This is a genomic window from Enterobacter quasiroggenkampii, assembly GCF_043972695.1.
Classification (GTDB): Bacteria; Pseudomonadota; Gammaproteobacteria; order Enterobacterales; family Enterobacteriaceae; genus Enterobacter; species Enterobacter quasiroggenkampii.
In genome coordinates this window covers 3,068,898-3,086,879 of sequence record NZ_CP143745.1, presented here as the reverse complement: position 1 = coordinate 3,086,879, position 17,982 = coordinate 3,068,898, and the positions used below count along the sequence as shown (strand labels likewise).

Sequence of the window (17,982 nt, the reverse complement as noted above, 5' to 3'; positions counted from 1 at the left end):
ACATCTTAGAACTGGTAGGTCAGACCTACAGCAACGATGTTGTCGGTAGCCACTTTAGCATCTTTGGTGAACTTGCTGTCATCAACAAGGTTGATTTTGTAATCAACGTAGGTAGACATGTTTTTGTTGAAGTAGTAGCTCGCGCCAACGTCAACGTATTCAACCAGATCCTGTTCGCCGTAAGAACCGATGTCTTTACCTTTGGATTTCAGATAAGCGATGGATGGACGCAGACCGAAGTCGAACTGGTACTGAGCCACAACTTCGAAGTTCTGTGCTTTGTTCGCCACGTGACCGTTACCGAATGCCGTCATGTTGCGGGTTTCAGAGTAAGTGGTTGCCAGGTAGATGTTGTTGGCATCGTACTTCAGACCTGCAGCCCATACTTCTGCGTTCTCACCACCTGCATTCAGGTTGCTTGCAGCACGAACCTGACGGTCAGTACGGTCAGATTTCGCGTAGGCTGCACTTGCAGCAAATCCATCAAACTCATAGCTGGAAGACAGACCCCAGCCGTCACCGTTGGATTCGGTGATATCGGTACGGTCGTTTTTACCCTGGTACTGTGCTGCAAAGTTCAGACCATCAACCAGGCCAAAGAAGTCGGTGTTACGGTAGGTTGCAACGCCAGTGGTGCGGCCAGTCATAAAGCCATCGGTCTGGGTCCAGGTATCGCCGCCGAACTCTGGCAGAACGTCAGTCCATGCGCCGACGTCGTAAGCAACACCGTAGTTACGACCATAGTCGAAAGAACCGAACTCGTTGAATTTCAGACCTGCAAACGCCAGACGCGTTTTGTTACCGTCAGAACCCTGAGCTTCGGAGCGGTTGCCCTTGAACTCATATTCCCACTGACCGTAACCGGTCATCTGGTCGTTAATCTGCGTTTCGCCTTTGAAACCCAGACGAACGTAAGTTTTGTCGCCGTCGTTGTTTGTATCATCAGAGAAATAGTGCAGACCTGTCACTTTACCGTACAGATCCAGCTTGTTACCGTCTTTGTTGTAAATTTCGGCAGCGTTAACAACGCCTGCTGCCAGCATGGAAGTGACTGCCACTGCAACTAATTTAAGTTTCATCTTAAATGTTCCTTATAATTTTTTTGGGTATTTCCTGAACCACTTTGAACGATTTCTAAACGAGGCTGTTCGTCAATGGCATGCTATTCTTAAAAATCTCGTAGTCTTATTTCAATAATAAGTTTCAAAATATTAGAGATAATTTCAATTAGTGTGATCTCGATCGTGTGGGAAGGGTGATATTTAAACAATATGACCGGAATTTATACGATTAATATGTATTTAATGCGTGGAATTATTGCTGTCGCTATAATTTCTGAAGGTTTTAGTATCGTGCGTTAGATTTCGGTATGTTCGAGGTTTTGAGGCGGTTTCTATTACTATTTTTCTTTAAAAGCAGTGGGTTGGTCTGAGTATTGGACGGCTATTCCGCATATTTCCACAAATGTGTCAGATCTGAATTATTGCAGTCATGGCTATCCATGGCGTTAATATTGATGGTTGAGTAATTTCAAGTCGTTGTCAGTTTATGTCAATTCCTTTCAGGGGGCTTTACAGATAACAGCAAATATAAACCGAATTTAAACAGACTGTCTGTTATCAGGATAAATATTCTGAAGTGCGATCACATTTTAAATTTATGTTAATTATGTTGCCGGGTTGATATTCCCCCGGCCACGGGAGAAAACCTTATTTTCGCGTTGCGTACCAGCAGAGCAACGACCCGGCGCAGACCATCAGCGCGCCTTGCCAGAACGAGAATGAAAGGGGGGAGCTTAACACTGCGGCAGCAAGCGCAGCAGAGAGGACGGGGGTAAAATAGGACACGGCAGCCAGCACCGTGACGTTACCGTGCAGGATACCAATATTCCATGCGGCATAACCAAACCCAAGCGCAATGCCGCACATAACGAGCTTCACCACCACCGGGAGGGTAAACACCATGTCGGGCTGATCGCTCAGGGCATATTTCACCCACAGACTTAGCGCGGTCAGCAAGACAAACAGGGTGATGCCGTTTTGTCCTTTCGCAAATTTGCTGGTGACCGTGCAGTAGGCGGCCCAGATAAAGGCCCCGGCAAACGCCAGCGCATAGCTGAGAGGGCTGGAAACGACATTGCGGGTTATTTCTTCAAGGTGTAATCCTTCTTCGCCGCCCAATACCCAGCAGACGCCCAGCAGCGAAATGACCAGGCCTGGGATCACCCACAGGGTAGATTTTTGCCCGTTGAACAAAATCGCAAATACGATCGTCAGGCTCGGCCAGAGGTAATTCACCATACCGACTTCAATCGCCTGCGCGCGCGTGGCGGCATAGCCCAGCGACAGCGCCAGGCATATTTCGTAGCTGACAAATAAAACGCTGCCCGCAATAAGATACCGCGGCGAGAACCGTCTGATATCAGGAAATCCTACCGTCACCAGGCACAGCAATCCGCTGAGGGTATAGATCATCGCCGCACCGCCTACCGGGCCCAGTCCCTCACTCACGCTGCGAATAAGGCCGACCATGGTGCTCCATAACAATATCGCCGCCAGCCCAATAAGCGTTGCTCTCTTTCTGTCCATTACTTCGCCATCGCAATAAAAATCAAAGGAAAAATGTATCGCATTACGCCTGTCGCTGTCGTGAATTATTCTCTTAAGCCGTTAATCAAAAAGGGGTAATGAAATATTACGGGGGTGACTATTAAGGGGGGGAAGACAGATGACCTTGATTTGACGCAAAAAAATCAGGGGCTTTGCTGTTAGTTTGCGGCGCGAAGTCTTTTCAGATAACGAGGACAACAATGGACGTCAGCCGCAGACAATTTTTTAAAATCTGCGCGGGCGGTATGGCCGGAACAACAGCCGCAATGCTGGGATTTGCTCCCAAAATGGCGCTGGCTCAGGCACGCAACTATAAGCTGCTGCGCGCGAAAGAGATCCGTAACACCTGCACATACTGCTCCGTGGGTTGTGGGCTTTTAATGTATAGCCTGGGCGATGGCGCGAAGAACGCCAGAGAAGCGATTTACCACATTGAAGGGGATCCGGATCATCCGGTGAGCCGCGGAGCGCTTTGCCCGAAAGGGGCGGGGCTGCTGGACTACGTTCACAGCGAAAACCGCCTGCGCTACCCGGAATATCGCGCGCCGGGTTCTGATAAATGGCAGCGTATCTCCTGGGATGAGGCCTTCTCCCGTATTGCAAAATTAATGAAAGCCGACCGCGACGCCAACTTTATTGAAAAGAACGCGCAGGGCGTGACGGTCAACCGCTGGCTGACCACCGGCATGTTATGTGCCTCGGCGGCCAGTAATGAAACCGGCATGCTGACGCAAAAATTTGTGCGCTCTCTCGGCATGCTGGCGGTAGACAACCAGGCGCGCGTCTGACACGGACCAACGGTAGCAAGTCTTGCTCCAACATTTGGTCGCGGTGCGATGACCAACCACTGGGTTGATATCAAAAACGCGAACGTCGTGGTGGTGATGGGCGGTAACGCCGCTGAAGCCCATCCGGTGGGGTTCCGCTGGGCGATGGAAGCGAAAAACAACAATGATGCGACGCTTATCGTCGTCGATCCGCGCTTTACGCGTACGGCATCGGTGGCCGATATCTATGCGCCAATTCGCTCCGGTACGGACATCACGTTCCTGTCCGGTGTGCTGCTGTACCTGATCGAAAACAACAAAATTAACGCGGAATACGTTAAGCACTACACCAACGCCAACCTGCTGGTGCGGGATGACTTTGCCTTCGATGACGGACTGTTTAGCGGCTATGACGCCGAAAAACGCCAGTACGATAAAACGTCCTGGAACTATCAGTTCGATGAAAACGGCTATGCGATGCGGGATGAAACCCTGACGCATCCGCGCTGCGTGTGGAACCTGCTGAAACAGCATGTTTCCCGCTACACGCCGGAGGTTGTGGAAAACATCTGCGGCACGCCGAAAGCGGACTTCCTGAAGGTGTGTGAGGTGCTGGCCTCCACCAGCGCCGCCGACAGAACCACCACGTTCCTGTACGCGCTGGGCTGGACGCAGCACACCGTCGGCGCGCAGAACATCCGCACCATGGCGATGATCCAGTTGCTGCTCGGCAACATGGGCATGGCCGGGGGCGGCGTGAACGCGCTGCGGGGGCACTCCAACATTCAGGGGCTGACCGACCTCGGACTGCTCTCGACCAGCCTGCCGGGCTACCTGACGCTGCCGTCTGAAAAGCAGACGGATCTGCAAAGCTATCTGGCGGAGAACACGCCAAAAGCGACGCTGCCGGACCAGGTGAACTACTGGAGCAACTATCCGAAGTTCTACGTCAGCCTGATGAAATCCTTCTACGGCGATGCGGCGCAGAAAGAGAACGACTGGGGCTTTGAGTGGCTGCCGAAGTGGGATCAGGCTTATGACGTCATCAAGTATTTCAACATGATGGATAAGGGCGACGTCACGGGATATATCTGCCAGGGCTTCAACCCGGTGGCCTCCTTCCCGGACAAGAACAAAGTCGTTTGCAGCCTGAGCAAGCTGAAGTACATGGTCGTTATCGATCCGCTGGTGACCGAGACCTCCACCTTCTGGCAGAACCACGGGGAATCAAACGATGTCGATCCGGCCTCGATTCAGACCGAAGTGTTCCGCCTGCCGTCCACCTGTTTTGCGGAAGAGGATGGCTCCATTGCCAACTCCGGCCGCTGGCTGCAGTGGCACTGGAAAGGTCAGGACGCACCGGGTGAAGCGCGTAACGACGGCGAGATCCTGGCCGGGATTTACCACCGCCTGCGCGAAATGTACCGCACCGAAGGCGGCAAAGGCGCGGAGCCGCTGCTGAAGATGAGCTGGCGCTACAAGCAGCCGGATCGTCCCGAGTCTGAAGAAGTCGCGAAAGAGAACAACGGCGTGGCGCTGGCGGATCTGTATGACGCGAGCGGCAATCTGGTGGCGAAGAAAGGTCAGTTGCTGAACAGCTTCGCGCTGCTGCGCGACGACGGCTCCACGGCCTCTTCCTGCTGGATCTACACCGGCAGCTGGACCGAGCAGGGTAACCAGATGGCCAACCGCGATAACGCTGATCCGTCAGGTCTGGGCAACACCCTGGGCTGGGCATGGGCGTGGCCGCTGAACCGTCGCGTGCTGTACAACCGCGCGTCGGCGGACATCAACGGTAAGCCGTGGGATCCGAAGCGCATGCTGATCCAGTGGAACGGGGCAAAATGGACGGGGAACGATATCCCGGACTACAGCACCGCCGCACCGGGCAGCAACACCGGGCCGTTTATCATGCAGCCGGAAGGGCTGGGGCGCCTGTTTGCGCTCAACAAGCTGGCGGAAGGGCCGTTCCCGGAGCACTACGAGCCGATGGAAACGCCGCTGGGGACAAACCCGCTGCACCCGAACGTGGTCTCCAGTCCGGTGGTGCGTATCTACGAAGACGACGCGCTGCGTCTGGGCAAAAAGGACAAATTCCCGTACGTGGGGACGACCTACCGCCTGACCGAGCATTTTCATACCTGGACCAAGCACGCGCGGCTTAACGCCATCGCGCAGCCGGAACAGTTTGTGGAGATAAGCGAAACGCTGGCGAAGGCGAAAGGCATTGCCAACGGCGATCGCGTGAAGGTGAGCAGCAAGCGCGGGTTTATTCGCGCGGTGGCGGTGGTCACCCGCCGCCTGCAGTCGCTGAACGTGCACGGCCAGCAGGTGGAAACCGTCGGCATCCCGCTGCACTGGGGCTTTGAAGGGGTGGCGCAGAAAGGCTACATCGCTAATACCCTGACGCCAAACGTCGGCGATTCTAACTCGCAAACGCCGGAGTACAAAGCGTTTCTGGTCAACATCGAGAAAGCGTAAGGAGCGATTAAATGGCGATGGAAACACAAGACATTATTAAACGCTCCGCGACGAACCCGATTACCCCCGCGCCTCGCGCGCGGGACTACAAGGCAGAAGTCGCCAAGCTTATCGACGTCTCTTCCTGCGTGGGCTGTAAGGCCTGCCAGGTGGCCTGTTCGGAGTGGAACGACATTCGCGACGAGGTGGGGCACTGCGTAGGGGTTTACGATAATCCGGCGGATCTGAGCGCCAAATCCTGGACGGTGATGCGTTTTAGTGAAACCGACCAGAACGGCAAGCTGGAGTGGCTGATCCGCAAAGACGGCTGCATGCACTGTGAAGATCCTGGCTGTCTGAAGGCGTGCCCGTCTGCCGGGGCCATTATCCAGTATGCCAACGGGATCGTTGATTTCCAGCAGGACAACTGCATCGGCTGCGGCTACTGCATCGCGGGCTGTCCGTTTAATATTCCGCGCCTCAATAAAGAGGATAACCGGGTATACAAATGTACCCTGTGCGTGGACCGCGTCAGCGTCGGTCAGGAACCAGCCTGCGTGAAGACCTGTCCCACCGGGGCGATCCACTTCGGCACCAAAAAAGAGATGCTGGAGGTGGCGCAGCAGCGCGTCGATAAGCTCAAAGCGCGGGGCTACAACAAAGCGGGCATTTACAACCCGCAGGGCGTGGGCGGTACGCACGTGATGTATGTGCTGCACCATAGCGACCAGCCGGAGCTGTACCACAACCTGCCGAAGGATCCGGCGATCGACACCTCCATCAACCTGTGGAAAGGGGCGCTTAAACCGCTCTCAGCGGCCGGCTTTATCGCCACCTTTGCCGGGCTGATCTATCACTACATCGGTATCGGGCCAAACAAAGAGGTGGATGACGACGAGGAGGAGCATCATGAGTAAGTCGAAAATGATAGTGCGCACCAAATTTGTCGATCGCGCCTGTCACTGGACGGTGGTGATCTGCTTCTTCCTGGTGGCGGTATCGGGAATTTCGTTCTTCTTCCCGACGCTGCAGTGGCTGACCGAAACCTTCGGTACGCCGCAGATGGGGCGCATTCTGCACCCGTTCTTCGGCGTGCTGATTTTCGTGGTGCTGATGTTTATGTTCGTGCGCTTCGTCCATCACAATATTCCTGACAAGCAGGATATCCCGTGGGTGAAAGGGATTGTCGAAGTCCTGAAGGGTAACGAGCACAAAGTCGCGAAGGTCGGGAAATACAACGCCGGGCAGAAGATGATGTTCTGGACCATCATGAGCATGATTTTTGTGCTGCTGGTGACCGGCGTGATGATCTGGCGTCCGTATTTTGCGCATTATTTCCCGATTCAGGTGGTGCGTTACGCGCTGCTTATCCACGCGACGTCGGCCATCATCCTGATTCATGCCATCCTGATCCATATGTATATGGCGTTCTGGGTGAAAGGGTCAATCAAAGGGATGATTGAAGGGAAGGTGAGCCGCCGCTGGGCGCAGAAACACCACCCGCGCTGGTACCGTGATGTGGAGCGACTGGAAGCAAAACAGGAAAGTACGGAAGGGATGAAGTAAGACCTGCGCCGTCGGCTTTGCCCGGCGGCGCTGCGCTTGCGCGGGCCTACTCTTCAAATCAGAACCGCTCCTCCACATACCGGAACGGATATTTTGTGGGTTTGACTTTGCCGATTTTGCGTTTCGGTAAATCCACTTTCTCAACATGTATTTCTTTATACGGGATCTGCGAAAGCAAATGCGAAATAATGTTCAGTCGCACGCGTTTTTTATCCTCTGAACGCGCCACAAACCACGGCGCCCAGGCGGTATCGGTGGCTTCAAACATGGCGTCGCGGGCGCGGGTGTACTCGTCCCACAGGTTAAAGGATTTAATATCCATCGGCGACAGCTTCCAGATCTTACGCCCATCGTTAATACGGTCGCGCAGGCGTCGCTCCTGCTCTTTCGGCGTCACCTCCAGCCAGTACTTCAGCAGGATAATCCCGGCATCGACCATTGCTTTTTCCATGACTGGCGCGCCGTCCAAAAATTTCTCCGCCTGTTCCTCCGTGCAGAACCCCATCACCCGCTCCACGCCCGCGCGGTTATACCAGCTGCGATCGAAGATCACGATTTCACCCGCTGAGGGCAGGTGGGGCACATAGCGCTGGAAGTAGAGCTGGCTTTTTTCCTTTTCAGTCGGCGCAGGGAGCGCAACAACGCGAAACACGCGCGGGCTGACGCGCTCGGTGATCGCTTTAATGGTGCCGCCTTTGCCGGCACCGTCGCGTCCTTCAAAAACAATACACACTTTTAACCCTTTGGCGACGACCCATTGCTGGAGCTTAACCAGTTCGACGTGCAGGCGGCGGAGCTCTTTCTCATACTCTTTGGTCTTAAGCGGTGCATTCGTTACGACATCAACAGCGACAGGGGTTTTCTTTTTGCTTCCCATGATTGTCATCCTCAGGTTGTCCGGTGCGGAAAAAGCGAGGCCGCACTATGAAGTGTAATCCACCTGATATTATGCGTATTGTTTTTAGGTAATTAATGTCACGACACTTTTTTCAGATACTGAGGTATGCACGAAGGTGCTAAGCACCTGTTCCTCTATTAGAATGCCGCGGATGCAATAAAATTAGCACTTTTAATTCCTCATGCTATGTGTGGTTAATGTGATAATTTCATTCTTATTTACTTAAAGGAACTAAGAATGAGTTGGAATAAAGAAGCCGCAGTTTCGTATCTCCGTTCACACGCTCTGGGGCGCTCTCACAGTGAATGTGCTAAGTTTACCCGCCTGGCCATTCTGGCTGGCGGTGTTAAGGTAGCGAACACAGATTATGCAAAAGATTATGGGGTTGAATTATTACGCGCAGGATTCAGTGAGCTGCCGCCCGGTTCAACGTTAATTTCTGGCGATGTAGCTGTTATACAGCCCTACCCTGGTGGAAATGGCATAGGTCATATGACTATGTATGACGGTACGCAGTGGATTTCTGATTTTATTCAAAAAAGCATGTATCCGGGGCCTGGGTACCGCAAAATGCAACCATCATTTAAAATTTACAGGATGCACTGATGAAAAGAATATTTTTATCATTCGTTTTGTTGCTGGTGGGATGCAGTTCGGCTACCAATCAACATCATAGCGCGCAAGACGCTACCGAATCATTTTATAAATCCTATCTTTCCGTATTCGGCAGCGATGAAACCAGGCCTTATCCTGCCGACGAACTACGTAAATATGTTTCTGCTGATACGATTGCTCGCATTAATACCATTCAGGAAATTTCTGAACAAGAGTTAATTGAGTCTGACTATTTTACGTATACCCAAGATTATTCTCGTGAATGGATACCTGCGTTACGAGTGGAAAACGCCAGGGAATTTTTAAACGGTGAAGTAGTCCAGGTCATTGAAGGGGCGGGTAACGGGAGAAGCATCCATCTTGAGGTATTTCTTCGTCGTGAAGATGATGCATGGAAAATCTACCGCGTTCGTGACATAACGAACAATCATGAGCATCCTATTTTCAATGCTGGTGCTATTACACGCGCTAAAGCAGCGGCAGAGAGCGCACTGTAAAACCAGACCTTGAACCCTTTCCAGCCCTGACACCTGCCGGGGCTTTTTGTTTGCCACTCCCACCGCGTAGCAGTTGGAGAAAACTCCTGAATCAATGGATTAACCTGTCAGCCAGCTGATTTGAACTGGCTCACCATACAAGATTATTCAATAATGCCCGTTGCGAGTGATTAACCCGTGGTTGAGGTATGAAAAAGACAATATTTTCGTTGGCGCTTGGCACATTTGGCCTGGGCATGGCTGAATTTGGCATTATGGGCGTGTTAACCGAGCTGGCGCGTGACACCGGTATTTCGATTCCCTCCGCCGGGAATATGATCTCGTTTTATGCCTTCGGCGTGGTGATTGGCGCCCCGATTGTGGCGCTGTTCTCAGGCAAGTTCTCGTTAAAAACCACGCTGCTGTTTCTGGTTGCCCTGTGCGCGGTCGGGAACGCTCTGTTTACGTTTTCTACGTCATATTTCTGGCTGGCGACCGGGCGCCTGATTTCTGGTTTTCCTCACGGCGCGATTTTCGGCGTCGGGGCGATTATTCTGTCTAAAATTGCGCCGCCGGGGAAGGTGACGGCTGCGGTGGCCGGGATGATCGCCGGGATGACCGTCGCCAATCTCGTTGGCGTCCCGCTCGGCACCTGGCTGGGACACCAGTTCAACTGGCGTTATACCTTTTTCCTGATCGCCCTGTTCGATGCGCTGGTGATCCTCTCGGTGCTGATCTGGGTACCGGACATCCATGACAAATCAGAAATTAAACTGACCGAGCAGTTCCAGTTCCTGAAGAAACCGGAGCCCTGGCTGATTTTTGCCGCCACGATGTTTGGCAATGCTGGTGTATTCGCGTGGTTCAGCTTCGTTAAACCGTTTATGGTCAACGTTTCTGGCTTCTCCGAAGGCATGATGACCATCATCATGATGTTGATGGGCCTTGGCATGGTGTTGGGCAATCTGTTGAGCGGCAAACTCTCGGGACGCTTTAGCCCGCTGCGCATTGCGGCCACCACCGACATGGTGATTGTTGCCTCGCTGTTGCTGCTTTTCGCCTGCGGTGAACTGAAAACGGCCTCGCTAATCACGGGCTTTATCTGCTGCGCCGGGCTGTTCGCGCTCTCTGCGCCGCTGCAAATCCTCCTTCTGCAAAATGCGAAGGGCGGCGAGATGCTGGGGGCGGCCGGAGGGCAGATGGCGTTTAATCTCGGCAGTGCTATCGGGGCGTACTTTGGCGGGATGATGATTACCCTCGGCTTTAGCTGGCGCTACGTCACGCTGCCTGCGGCGTTACTCTCGTTCTCGGCCATGAGTGCATTACTGATCTACGGTTATCTGCGGGCCAGACAGGCTCAGGCTAACGCTCGCGCGCTAGCCTGATTGAAGTCAGGCAATCCAGGGCTCGCCCAGAGTCAGCATCAGGCGGTTGGCCCAGGCGAAGAACGCGGCGGACTGCACCAGATCAAGCTGGGCTAAGGTGTCCAGCCCCTCTTTTTCCAGCGCGGCAAGGTGCAGCGGCGTGGCGGCAGGCGGGGTTACCGACAGCGCTGCCGCAAAATTAATCTCCGCCTGCCAGCGCGCAGATTGCCCCTCGCTCAGGGATTGTCCCGGACGCACGGCCAGCAGGGCCTCTACCGCCGCGTCATCCTTTGACAGCTGGCTGGCTTTCCGCGCATGGACAGATGCGCAGTAGATGCAGCCGTTAATTTTACTGGCGACCGTTGCGGCCAGCTCGCGCTCGGCGCGCGGCAATCCCCCCGGCGTATAAAAAATCCCTTTATCCGTTAGCGTGCGCTGTTCAAGCACCGGCAGGTTGCGTCCCAGCAGGCGGAAGTAGTCGGAATCGGTGTGGCCAAACTTCGCCAGTACAGCAACCTCGTCATCACGAAAATCCGCCAGCGGTTTGGCGGCGATCCACGGCTCCCAGCCCAGTTCCTGCTGGGTGAAGGCGACGGGAGCCGCCTTTCCGGTGGCCGTGGTGGCGGTCGTGTGCCAGACGCCTGCCGCCACCGGCGCATCGCTTGTGGCGACAGGCCTGTCGTTCAGCAGCCGCAGCCCGGCAATCAGTCGGCTCTGGAAGCTGACAAAGGCGATAAGCTGCGCCAGAGTCACGATGCCTTCCTTGCTCCATCCCGCCTGGGTCAGCGCCCTTAACGATGTCGGCGTGGCTTCGACGGGGGAGAAGGTCAGCAGGCGCGCGAAATTGAGCGCCGGGGTCAGACGGTCTGAGGTCGGGTCTGCCAGGCCAAACCCCGCATAGTGCGCGGCCAGCGCCTCCGCGTTGTGCCACCTCGCAACTTTTGCCGCGACGGCGAAGCGCTCGTCCAGCGCAAAATCGCTATTCTGCTGAGTGAATAAGATTTCGTAGCTGCCCTGTGCGTGGCGCGTGGCGGCGTCCCGCGTGGCGCGCGCCTCTGCCAGAGGGGAACCGGGTTTAATTTCCGCCAGCTCGGCGAGAATGTCGTGACTTAATGACATAGGTATCTCCTCAATGGATATGGGGGGCAATATGTTCGGCGATCAGTTCGATGGAGCGCAGCGTGTCGCGATGGGTGGGCTCGACCGAATGGACCTGGAATGAGATGTCAGTGGCGCGCCTGAGAACGGAATCGACCTGCAGCGAACGCAGCACCGTCTCAGGCGAACCGATATGGGCGTCGAACTGGCGACGAAAATCTGTGACAGTGTCACCTTTAACCACGTGTCCGGCAGCGCGATGCTGCTGGGCCTGTTTCGTGAGACCCGGCGTTGCAACTTTCAGCGCATAGTCATCGCTGTCGGCGACGAATGCCGTACGAGAAGCCAGAATGCGCGGTGCGGTACCGGCGGGCAGCGCCTCAAGGTAGGCATCCACAATTGGGTTCTGGATCGCGTCAAGCGTTAAATCCAACTGGTCTGCCGGGCGCGGCTGCGTGCGGGAGAGCATTAAACCGTGTCCGGCCCGCGCGGCGCGAACGGCACCGTCGACGGAAAAGGTGGCAATCCAGATCCGGTCAGCCAGCTGTGGCGCTGGCGGGTAAAGGTGGTTATCCGGATGGGTGAGCGAATCCCCGCGCCAGGCGCTCTGGATCACATGTAGATGATCGGCAAAGGCCGCGCCGCGCTGTTCAAACGTCAGTCCGAACGGCAGGAAAGAGGTCGGTGTGCCGCCCGAACCAAAACCGACTTCGAGACGGCCATCAGCGAGTAAATCCAGCACGGCGGCATCTTCCGCCACACGCAGCGGGTTTTCCATCGGCAGGGTAATGATGGCCGTACCCAGCCGAATGGTTTCGGTATGCGCCGCAACGTGGGCCAGAAACAGCAGCGGTGACGGCAGGCCGCCTTCATTCTCATGGAAGTGGTGCTGCGCAATCCAGGCGCTGTCAAAACCGTGGCGTTCGGCGTGGCGGATCTGTTCTGTAGCCAGTCGATAGCGCTCTTTTGGCGTGGCATCGTCAAGCAGGCGGGTGAAAAATCCCAGGCGTTTTCGCGTCATGCGAACTCCTCCGTAGCGGGTGAAAAATGGGGAATGGCGGCAATCAGTTCGCGGGTATAGTCGTTCTGTGGCGACGTGAATAAGGTTTCGACGTCACCGTGTTCGACCACCTGACCGCTGCGCAGCACCGTGACGCTGTGGGCGATCCGGCGAACGGTGGAGAGATCGTGCGTGATGAACAGATAGGTTAATCCCAGCTGTTGCTGCAGCTGCTGAAGCAGAGCCAGAATTTGCGCCTGTACGGTGACGTCCAGCGCGGAGGTGGCTTCGTCCAGCACCAGAATAGTCGGCTCCAGGATCAGCGCCCGGGCGATGGCCACGCGCTGGCGCTGCCCGCCTGAAAGCTCTCTGGCTGTACGGGTCAGGAGTTCGACGGGCAGGGCAACCCGCTGCGCCACGGTCTCTACCCGGGCCTTTCGCTCCGCCTTAGCGAGTCGAGAAAAGTTCTTCAGGGGCTCTTCGATGATGTCAAACAGCGTCTGACGCGGGTCGAGAGAGGCGAACGGGTTCTGGTAGACAAACTGGATCTTCTGGCGCAGCTGACGACGGGCCTCGCGGCTGAGCGCGGTGGCATCAATGTCATCAATAATGACCTGTCCGTTATCCGCCTGTTCAAAACCCAGCAAAATACGGGCGAGGGTGGTCTTCCCGGAGCCGGACTCACCGACCAGCGCATGGGTGCTGCCGCGTCTGACGTCAAACGTCACCCGATCCAACGCTTGAAGCTGATGACCTTTACCCAGCGAGAACCGTTTGCTGATGGCCCGGGCGCGAATGGCCGGTGACGAGAGCGGAAGACCTGATACCGGGGCGATGGTCAGGCGCTGGCCCTGGAGATCGCTCAGTAGCTGACGGGTATAGGCGTGCTGCGGCGTGCGGACAATGTCGGCGGTGTCGCCGTGCTCCTGAACCTCACCGTTGCGAAACACCAGCAGCCTGTCCGCGCGCTGGGCAGCCAGGGCCAGATCGTGGGTCACAAACAGAACCGCAGTACCCGATTCCCGACGCAGGATATCCAGCAGATCGAGAATGCGTTTTTGCACCGTCACGTCCAGCGCGCTGGTGGGCTCATCGGCAATGATCACGTCCGGGCGCAGGGCAATGGCGATGGCAATCAGCACGCGCTGTTTCATCCCGCCAGAGAGCTGATGCGGATACTGCGTCATGCGCTGTTCGGGGTGGCTCAGGCCGACCTTTCTCAGCAGGGCGAGCACCTGCTCGTCACGCTGGAGAGCCGTTACCTTTTGGTGCAACTGAATAATTTCCCCGACCTGCACGCCGATCGTCTTGACCGGGTTGAGGGAATTACCCGGATCCTGCGGAACCAGGCTGATTCGCGCCCCGCGAAGGGTATCGAGACGCTTCGCTGACCACCGGCTAATCTCCTCGCCGTTGAGCACGATTTTTCCCGCATCGCGCCGGGCGTTATCCGCCAGCAGGCCAATGATTGCCTGTGCCGTGGTCGTTTTGCCGGATCCGGATTCGCCGACAAAGGCCAGCATTTCCCCTCGCCTGAGGGTAAAGCTGACGTTATGTACCACCTCGCGCCACTGGCGCGCGGTACGGTAGCTGATGGTCAGGTTTTCTACCGAGAGTACGGTCATTTCAGGCCTCCGCTGAACTGCTGGCTGATACGGTTGGTGGCAAGCACCACGGCGATGACGACCACGCCGGGGAAGGTGGTTAGCCACCATGCGGTAGAGAGATAGTTACGGCCTTCGGCGATCAATAAACCCCATTCCGGTACGGGCGGCGGGGTGCCGTAGCCGAGAAAGCTCAGCGTGGAGAGGGCCAGAATGGCCTGACCAAACTGCAGCGTAGCAAAGGCGAGGACGGCGGTTAAGGCATTGGGCAGTATGTGTCGCCACAGCACCGCCAGGAACGTCCCGCCGCTGCCGAACGCTGCCTCGACATAATCCGTATGGCGGATGCGCACCACTTCACCGCGCGCGAGGCGGGCGAAGCTGGCAATGGAGGCCACGCCGACGGCAATCGCGGCGTTAACGGTGCCAAACCCGAGCAGAATAATGACCGTCAGCGAGAGCAGCAGAGACGGAATGGACAACAGCACGTCGACAAAACGCATCAGGAAAGACTCGACGCGTCCGGCGAACGCCCCGGCGATGACCCCCAGGCCGGTGCCTGCCACCAGCCCCATCGTGACGGCAGCGAGCGCCGCGCTCAGGGAGTGGGACGCACCATACACAATACGGGTGTAAACATCGCGGCCAAGCTGATCGGTGCCGAGCCAGTGGCCCGCCTGCGGCGCCAGACGTTGCGCTCCGGCGATGCCCTCAATCGGGCTGTAGTGGGTTAACAGGCCGGGCGCCACGGCGGCAAAAAGCGCAATAATAATGACCGCCCATGCCAGCCACAGTCCGGGCTGCCACGCGACGCCCTGCCAGCCCGGAACGCGTTTTCGCGCAGCGGCAGCGTAATCAACCAGGCTCATGATGCACCTCCGGTAACGGTTTGCAGACGGGGATCCAGCAGCGGCATCAGCAGATCCACCAGCAGATTGATCAGGACAAAACCGAGGGCGGATATCATGACCACCGCCTGAAGCACGGCGATGTCCTGGTTGTTCACCGCCTGCTGGGTCAGCTGCCCGAGCCCGCTGCGGCCAAAAACGGTTTCGGTGATCAGCGCCCCGGCAATCAGCTCGCCCAGCAGCAGCCCGGCAATGTTCAGGACCGGCAGCAGGGCGTTGCCGGTGACGTGACGCCACAGCACAGCGGTTTCACTCAGCCCTTTAGCCCTGGCCACGGCGACAAACGGCTGCGTCGCCACCTGGTCGAGGCTGCGCATCAGGATTTGTGCCAGCGGGGCGGAGATCGGGATCGCGACGGTCACGATCGGCAGGATCAGCCCCTGCAGCGGCGTCGGGTTAATCACCGGGATCAGCCGCAGCTGGAAAGAAAAGAGCTGGATGAGGGCAATCCCCAGCCAGAACGTCGGTAAGGAGATAAACAGGACCGGCAGAGACTGGAGGGTATTACTTAGCCAGCGCAGACCCGGCAGGCGCGACGCAAAGGCCAGCGCAAACGCCAGCAGGACCGCGAGTAAAAAAGCGGGCAGGGCGAGGCTCAGGGTATCCGGCAGATTGCTGGCAATCAGCTCGCTGACCGGCACCCCGGCCTGTAACGAGTAGCCGAAATCCCCGCGCAGCATCGCCAGCAGCGTGTGGCCGTATTGCTGCCAAAGCGGGCTGTCCGCGCCGTAGGCCACGCGCATCTCCTCGATTTGCGCCGGGCTTAAGCCCAGGTCCGGGTTCTGAAATTTAATCAGCACCGCGTCGCCCGGCAGCACCTGGAGCAACACGAACGAGAGGGTAAAGGCGGTCCACAAGACCAGCAGCCCGTGCCCAAAACGTTGAAGAAGTGCGTGGCGCATCGTCAGCTCCTCAGTGTTTCTCTATCCACGCGCCGTAGAACGACGGGCGGCCGACTGCTTCAAAATTGACGCCTTTCAGCCACGGCGCACCGGCAAAGACCTGCGGCTCTTCGAAAATCGGAATGACGTAGGCGTTATCCAGCAGGTAACGCTGGGCATCGCCGGTCAGCTGCAGGCGTTTTTGTGGATCAACCTCTGAGGAGATATTCACCAGCAGCGCATTCAGCTTGTCGTCACGGAAGCTTTTGACCTTGTCGCTGGAGCCGCCTTTTTGCAGCAGGGCGTCGCGGTTAGCGGGGTAGAACATGCTTTTCACCACGTCCGGATCGGCGCGGCCCACTTCGGAGACGGTTAACGGGGTTTTCAGCGGATCAAGGTTATCCAGCGTGCGGCTGCCTGCGTCGCCGGCTTTCACGTTCAGCGCCACGCCCACCTGACGCCACTGCTGGGCAACCAGCTGCAGCACCTCTTTATTTTGTGGCTGCGGCAGGGATTCATACACCGTCAGCGCCAGCCGCTGTCCATCCTTGGTGCGGATCCCGTCGCTGCCTGCTTTCCAGCCTGCCTCGTCCAGCAGCTGGTTGGCTTTTGCCGGGTCAAAGGACAATTTGTCGCTGAGATCGACAAAGCCAGCGGCGGAATCGGCAATTACCGACTTCGCCTGCGGATAGTTAGCCGAGAAGAGGGTCTCAACCACCTGTTTTGCATTGGTGGCATGCAGCAGCGCCTGGCGCACGCGAATATCGGAGACCAGCGGGTTATCCGGACGGAAGCTAATGCTGTCGTTCACCCCGCGGGTCGGGGCGGCGTAGATTTTATAGCCCTGATCGGTCGCCTGCTTTTCGTCATACGCCTGCACCTGGCGAATAAAGTCGGCCTGACCAGCCAGCAGGGCGCCGACGCGCACGCTGTCTTCCTGAGTCACGATAAACTTGATGCCATCAAGATTGGCTGGCCCCTGTTGCGCCAGATTTTTGGGCCCCCACTGGTAGTCCTTACGTGCTTCCAGCGTCACTTCGCGACCCAGCTTCTCGTCCTTCACCACAAACGGGCCTGAGCCAATGATATGCCGGGCGTCACCCAGCTCTTCAAAATTGCGCTCGAGCGTGCTGAGCGAGACCAGGCCCGACCCGATGGTGGCGGTGCCCTGCAGGAATCCCGGTGACGGTTTTTTGAAGTAGAACTTCACGGTCAGCGGGTCGACCACTTCGCTGCGATCGTAGTTATTGATCACTTCTGACACCGGCAGGCGCTGCGCCTTGTTGCCCAAACCGTAGGTATCAAAGTTTTTCGCCACGGCGTTAGCATCCAGCGGCGTGCCGTCGGAGAAGGTGATCCCCGGGCGAATTTTGAAGGTGTATTCGGTTTTATCGGCGTTGGTGGTCCAGCTTTCGGCCACCCACGGTTCGACCTGCAGCGTCTTTGGGTTCTGCCACGTCAGTTTGTCGGTAATCTGGTTCAGAATGCCCCCGTTCGGGTAGAAGCCGCCGGCAGGCGGATAGAGGTTGGTGTGCGCCTGTTGCTCCAGATAAATCAGCGTGCCGCCTTTAACAGGCGCATCCGCGGACCAGGCGGCGGTGGTCGTCAGAATCAGCGCCGTCAACAGCGGCAGACGAAATGGGGTTTGCATGGTGAATTCCTTTGTTATCTTCTTGTTAGCGTCGGATTCATCATCGGGCGCAGGGGAAAACAAGGGAACAAAGGAATTAAGATAA

Annotated in this window: 15 protein-coding genes; 6 read left to right on the top strand and 9 right to left on the bottom strand. The window is 56.6% G+C overall.

Annotated elements, in window-relative coordinates; genetic code table 11:
* Nucleotides 1-5 precede the first annotated feature (5 nt).
* Both ompC and yddG read right to left on the bottom strand, forming a co-directional pair.
* Complete coding sequence (gene ompC, locus V1572_RS14835; RefSeq protein ID WP_395299322.1) at nucleotides 6-1,079, bottom strand: porin OmpC; 1,074 nt, start codon at nucleotides 1,077-1,079, stop codon at nucleotides 6-8.
* A 630-nt stretch (nucleotides 1,080-1,709) separates the two neighbouring features.
* Nucleotides 1,710-2,588, bottom strand: a complete 879-nt coding sequence (gene yddG / locus V1572_RS14830; protein WP_008501732.1) for an aromatic amino acid DMT transporter YddG — start codon at nucleotides 2,586-2,588, stop codon at nucleotides 1,710-1,712.
* 221 nt (nucleotides 2,589-2,809) lie between these two features.
* On the opposite strand from yddG, the gene fdnG reads away from it, so the two are divergent.
* The 3 genes from fdnG to fdnI are packed head-to-tail and all read left to right on the top strand — an operon-like array spanning nucleotide 2,810 to nucleotide 7,402.
* The gene (gene fdnG, locus V1572_RS14825) at nucleotides 2,810-5,857 is read left to right on the top strand and encodes a formate dehydrogenase-N subunit alpha (protein WP_395299321.1); all 3,048 of its coding nucleotides are present in this window, start codon (nucleotides 2,810-2,812) and stop codon (nucleotides 5,855-5,857) included.
* Nucleotides 5,858-5,868: 11 nt separating this feature from the next.
* Entirely contained in the window at nucleotides 5,869-6,753 is an 885-nt protein-coding gene (fdxH, locus tag V1572_RS14820) for a formate dehydrogenase subunit beta (RefSeq protein ID WP_045908794.1), read from the top strand.
* Entirely contained in the window at nucleotides 6,746-7,402 is a 657-nt protein-coding gene (fdnI, locus tag V1572_RS14815) for a formate dehydrogenase-N subunit gamma (RefSeq protein WP_025910984.1), read from the top strand. Before fdxH ends, fdnI begins: the two co-directional genes overlap by 8 nt.
* Before the next feature lie 58 nt (nucleotides 7,403-7,460).
* Here fdnI and ppk2 read toward each other — a convergent pair whose 3' ends face one another.
* Nucleotides 7,461-8,279, bottom strand: coding sequence for a polyphosphate kinase 2 (ppk2, locus tag V1572_RS14810; RefSeq protein WP_069719172.1), 819 nt, complete (start codon nucleotides 8,277-8,279; stop codon nucleotides 7,461-7,463).
* 258 nt (nucleotides 8,280-8,537) lie between these two features.
* Between ppk2 and V1572_RS14805 the strand changes: the two genes are divergently transcribed.
* The 3 genes from V1572_RS14805 (at nucleotide 8,538) to araJ (ending at nucleotide 10,776) form a co-directional block, all read left to right on the top strand.
* On the top strand, nucleotides 8,538-8,906 hold the full coding sequence (locus tag V1572_RS14805) for a hypothetical protein (protein WP_229225925.1): 369 nt from the start codon (nucleotides 8,538-8,540) through the stop codon (nucleotides 8,904-8,906).
* Complete coding sequence (locus tag V1572_RS14800; protein WP_325841341.1) at nucleotides 8,906-9,412, top strand: YbjP/YqhG family protein; 507 nt, start codon at nucleotides 8,906-8,908, stop codon at nucleotides 9,410-9,412. Before V1572_RS14805 ends, V1572_RS14800 begins: the two co-directional genes overlap by 1 nt.
* Nucleotides 9,413-9,600: 188 nt before the next feature.
* Nucleotides 9,601-10,776, top strand: a complete 1,176-nt coding sequence (gene araJ / locus V1572_RS14795; protein ID WP_395299320.1) for an MFS transporter AraJ — start codon at nucleotides 9,601-9,603, stop codon at nucleotides 10,774-10,776.
* Between the two features lie 6 nt (nucleotides 10,777-10,782).
* Here the strand turns inward: araJ and V1572_RS14790 are convergent, their stop codons facing one another.
* Genes V1572_RS14790 through V1572_RS14765 form a run of 6 tightly spaced genes read right to left on the bottom strand, consistent with a single transcriptional unit; the run spans nucleotide 10,783 to nucleotide 17,897 of the window.
* Entirely contained in the window at nucleotides 10,783-11,874 is a 1,092-nt protein-coding gene (locus V1572_RS14790) for an alkylhydroperoxidase domain protein (protein WP_223539027.1), read from the bottom strand.
* A 10-nt stretch (nucleotides 11,875-11,884) separates the two neighbouring features.
* Nucleotides 11,885-12,874, bottom strand: a complete 990-nt coding sequence (locus tag V1572_RS14785; protein ID WP_223539026.1) for a putative FMN-dependent luciferase-like monooxygenase — start codon at nucleotides 12,872-12,874, stop codon at nucleotides 11,885-11,887.
* Nucleotides 12,871-14,478: a dipeptide ABC transporter ATP-binding protein gene (locus V1572_RS14780; protein WP_048223342.1), complete on the bottom strand. Its 1,608-nt coding sequence runs from the start codon at nucleotides 14,476-14,478 to the stop codon at nucleotides 12,871-12,873. Before V1572_RS14780 ends, V1572_RS14785 begins: the two co-directional genes overlap by 4 nt.
* On the bottom strand, nucleotides 14,475-15,326 hold the full coding sequence (locus tag V1572_RS14775) for an ABC transporter permease (RefSeq protein WP_025910991.1): 852 nt from the start codon (nucleotides 15,324-15,326) through the stop codon (nucleotides 14,475-14,477). The genes V1572_RS14780 and V1572_RS14775 overlap by 4 nt, the downstream gene beginning before the upstream one ends.
* Nucleotides 15,323-16,267 (bottom strand): ABC transporter permease, encoded by a 945-nt coding sequence (locus V1572_RS14770; protein ID WP_223539024.1) that lies wholly within the window; start codon nucleotides 16,265-16,267, stop codon nucleotides 15,323-15,325. Before V1572_RS14770 ends, V1572_RS14775 begins: the two co-directional genes overlap by 4 nt.
* 10 nt (nucleotides 16,268-16,277) lie before the next feature.
* Complete coding sequence (locus tag V1572_RS14765; protein ID WP_223539023.1) at nucleotides 16,278-17,897, bottom strand: TIGR04028 family ABC transporter substrate-binding protein; 1,620 nt, start codon at nucleotides 17,895-17,897, stop codon at nucleotides 16,278-16,280.
* Between the last annotated feature and the right edge of the window lie 85 nt (nucleotides 17,898-17,982).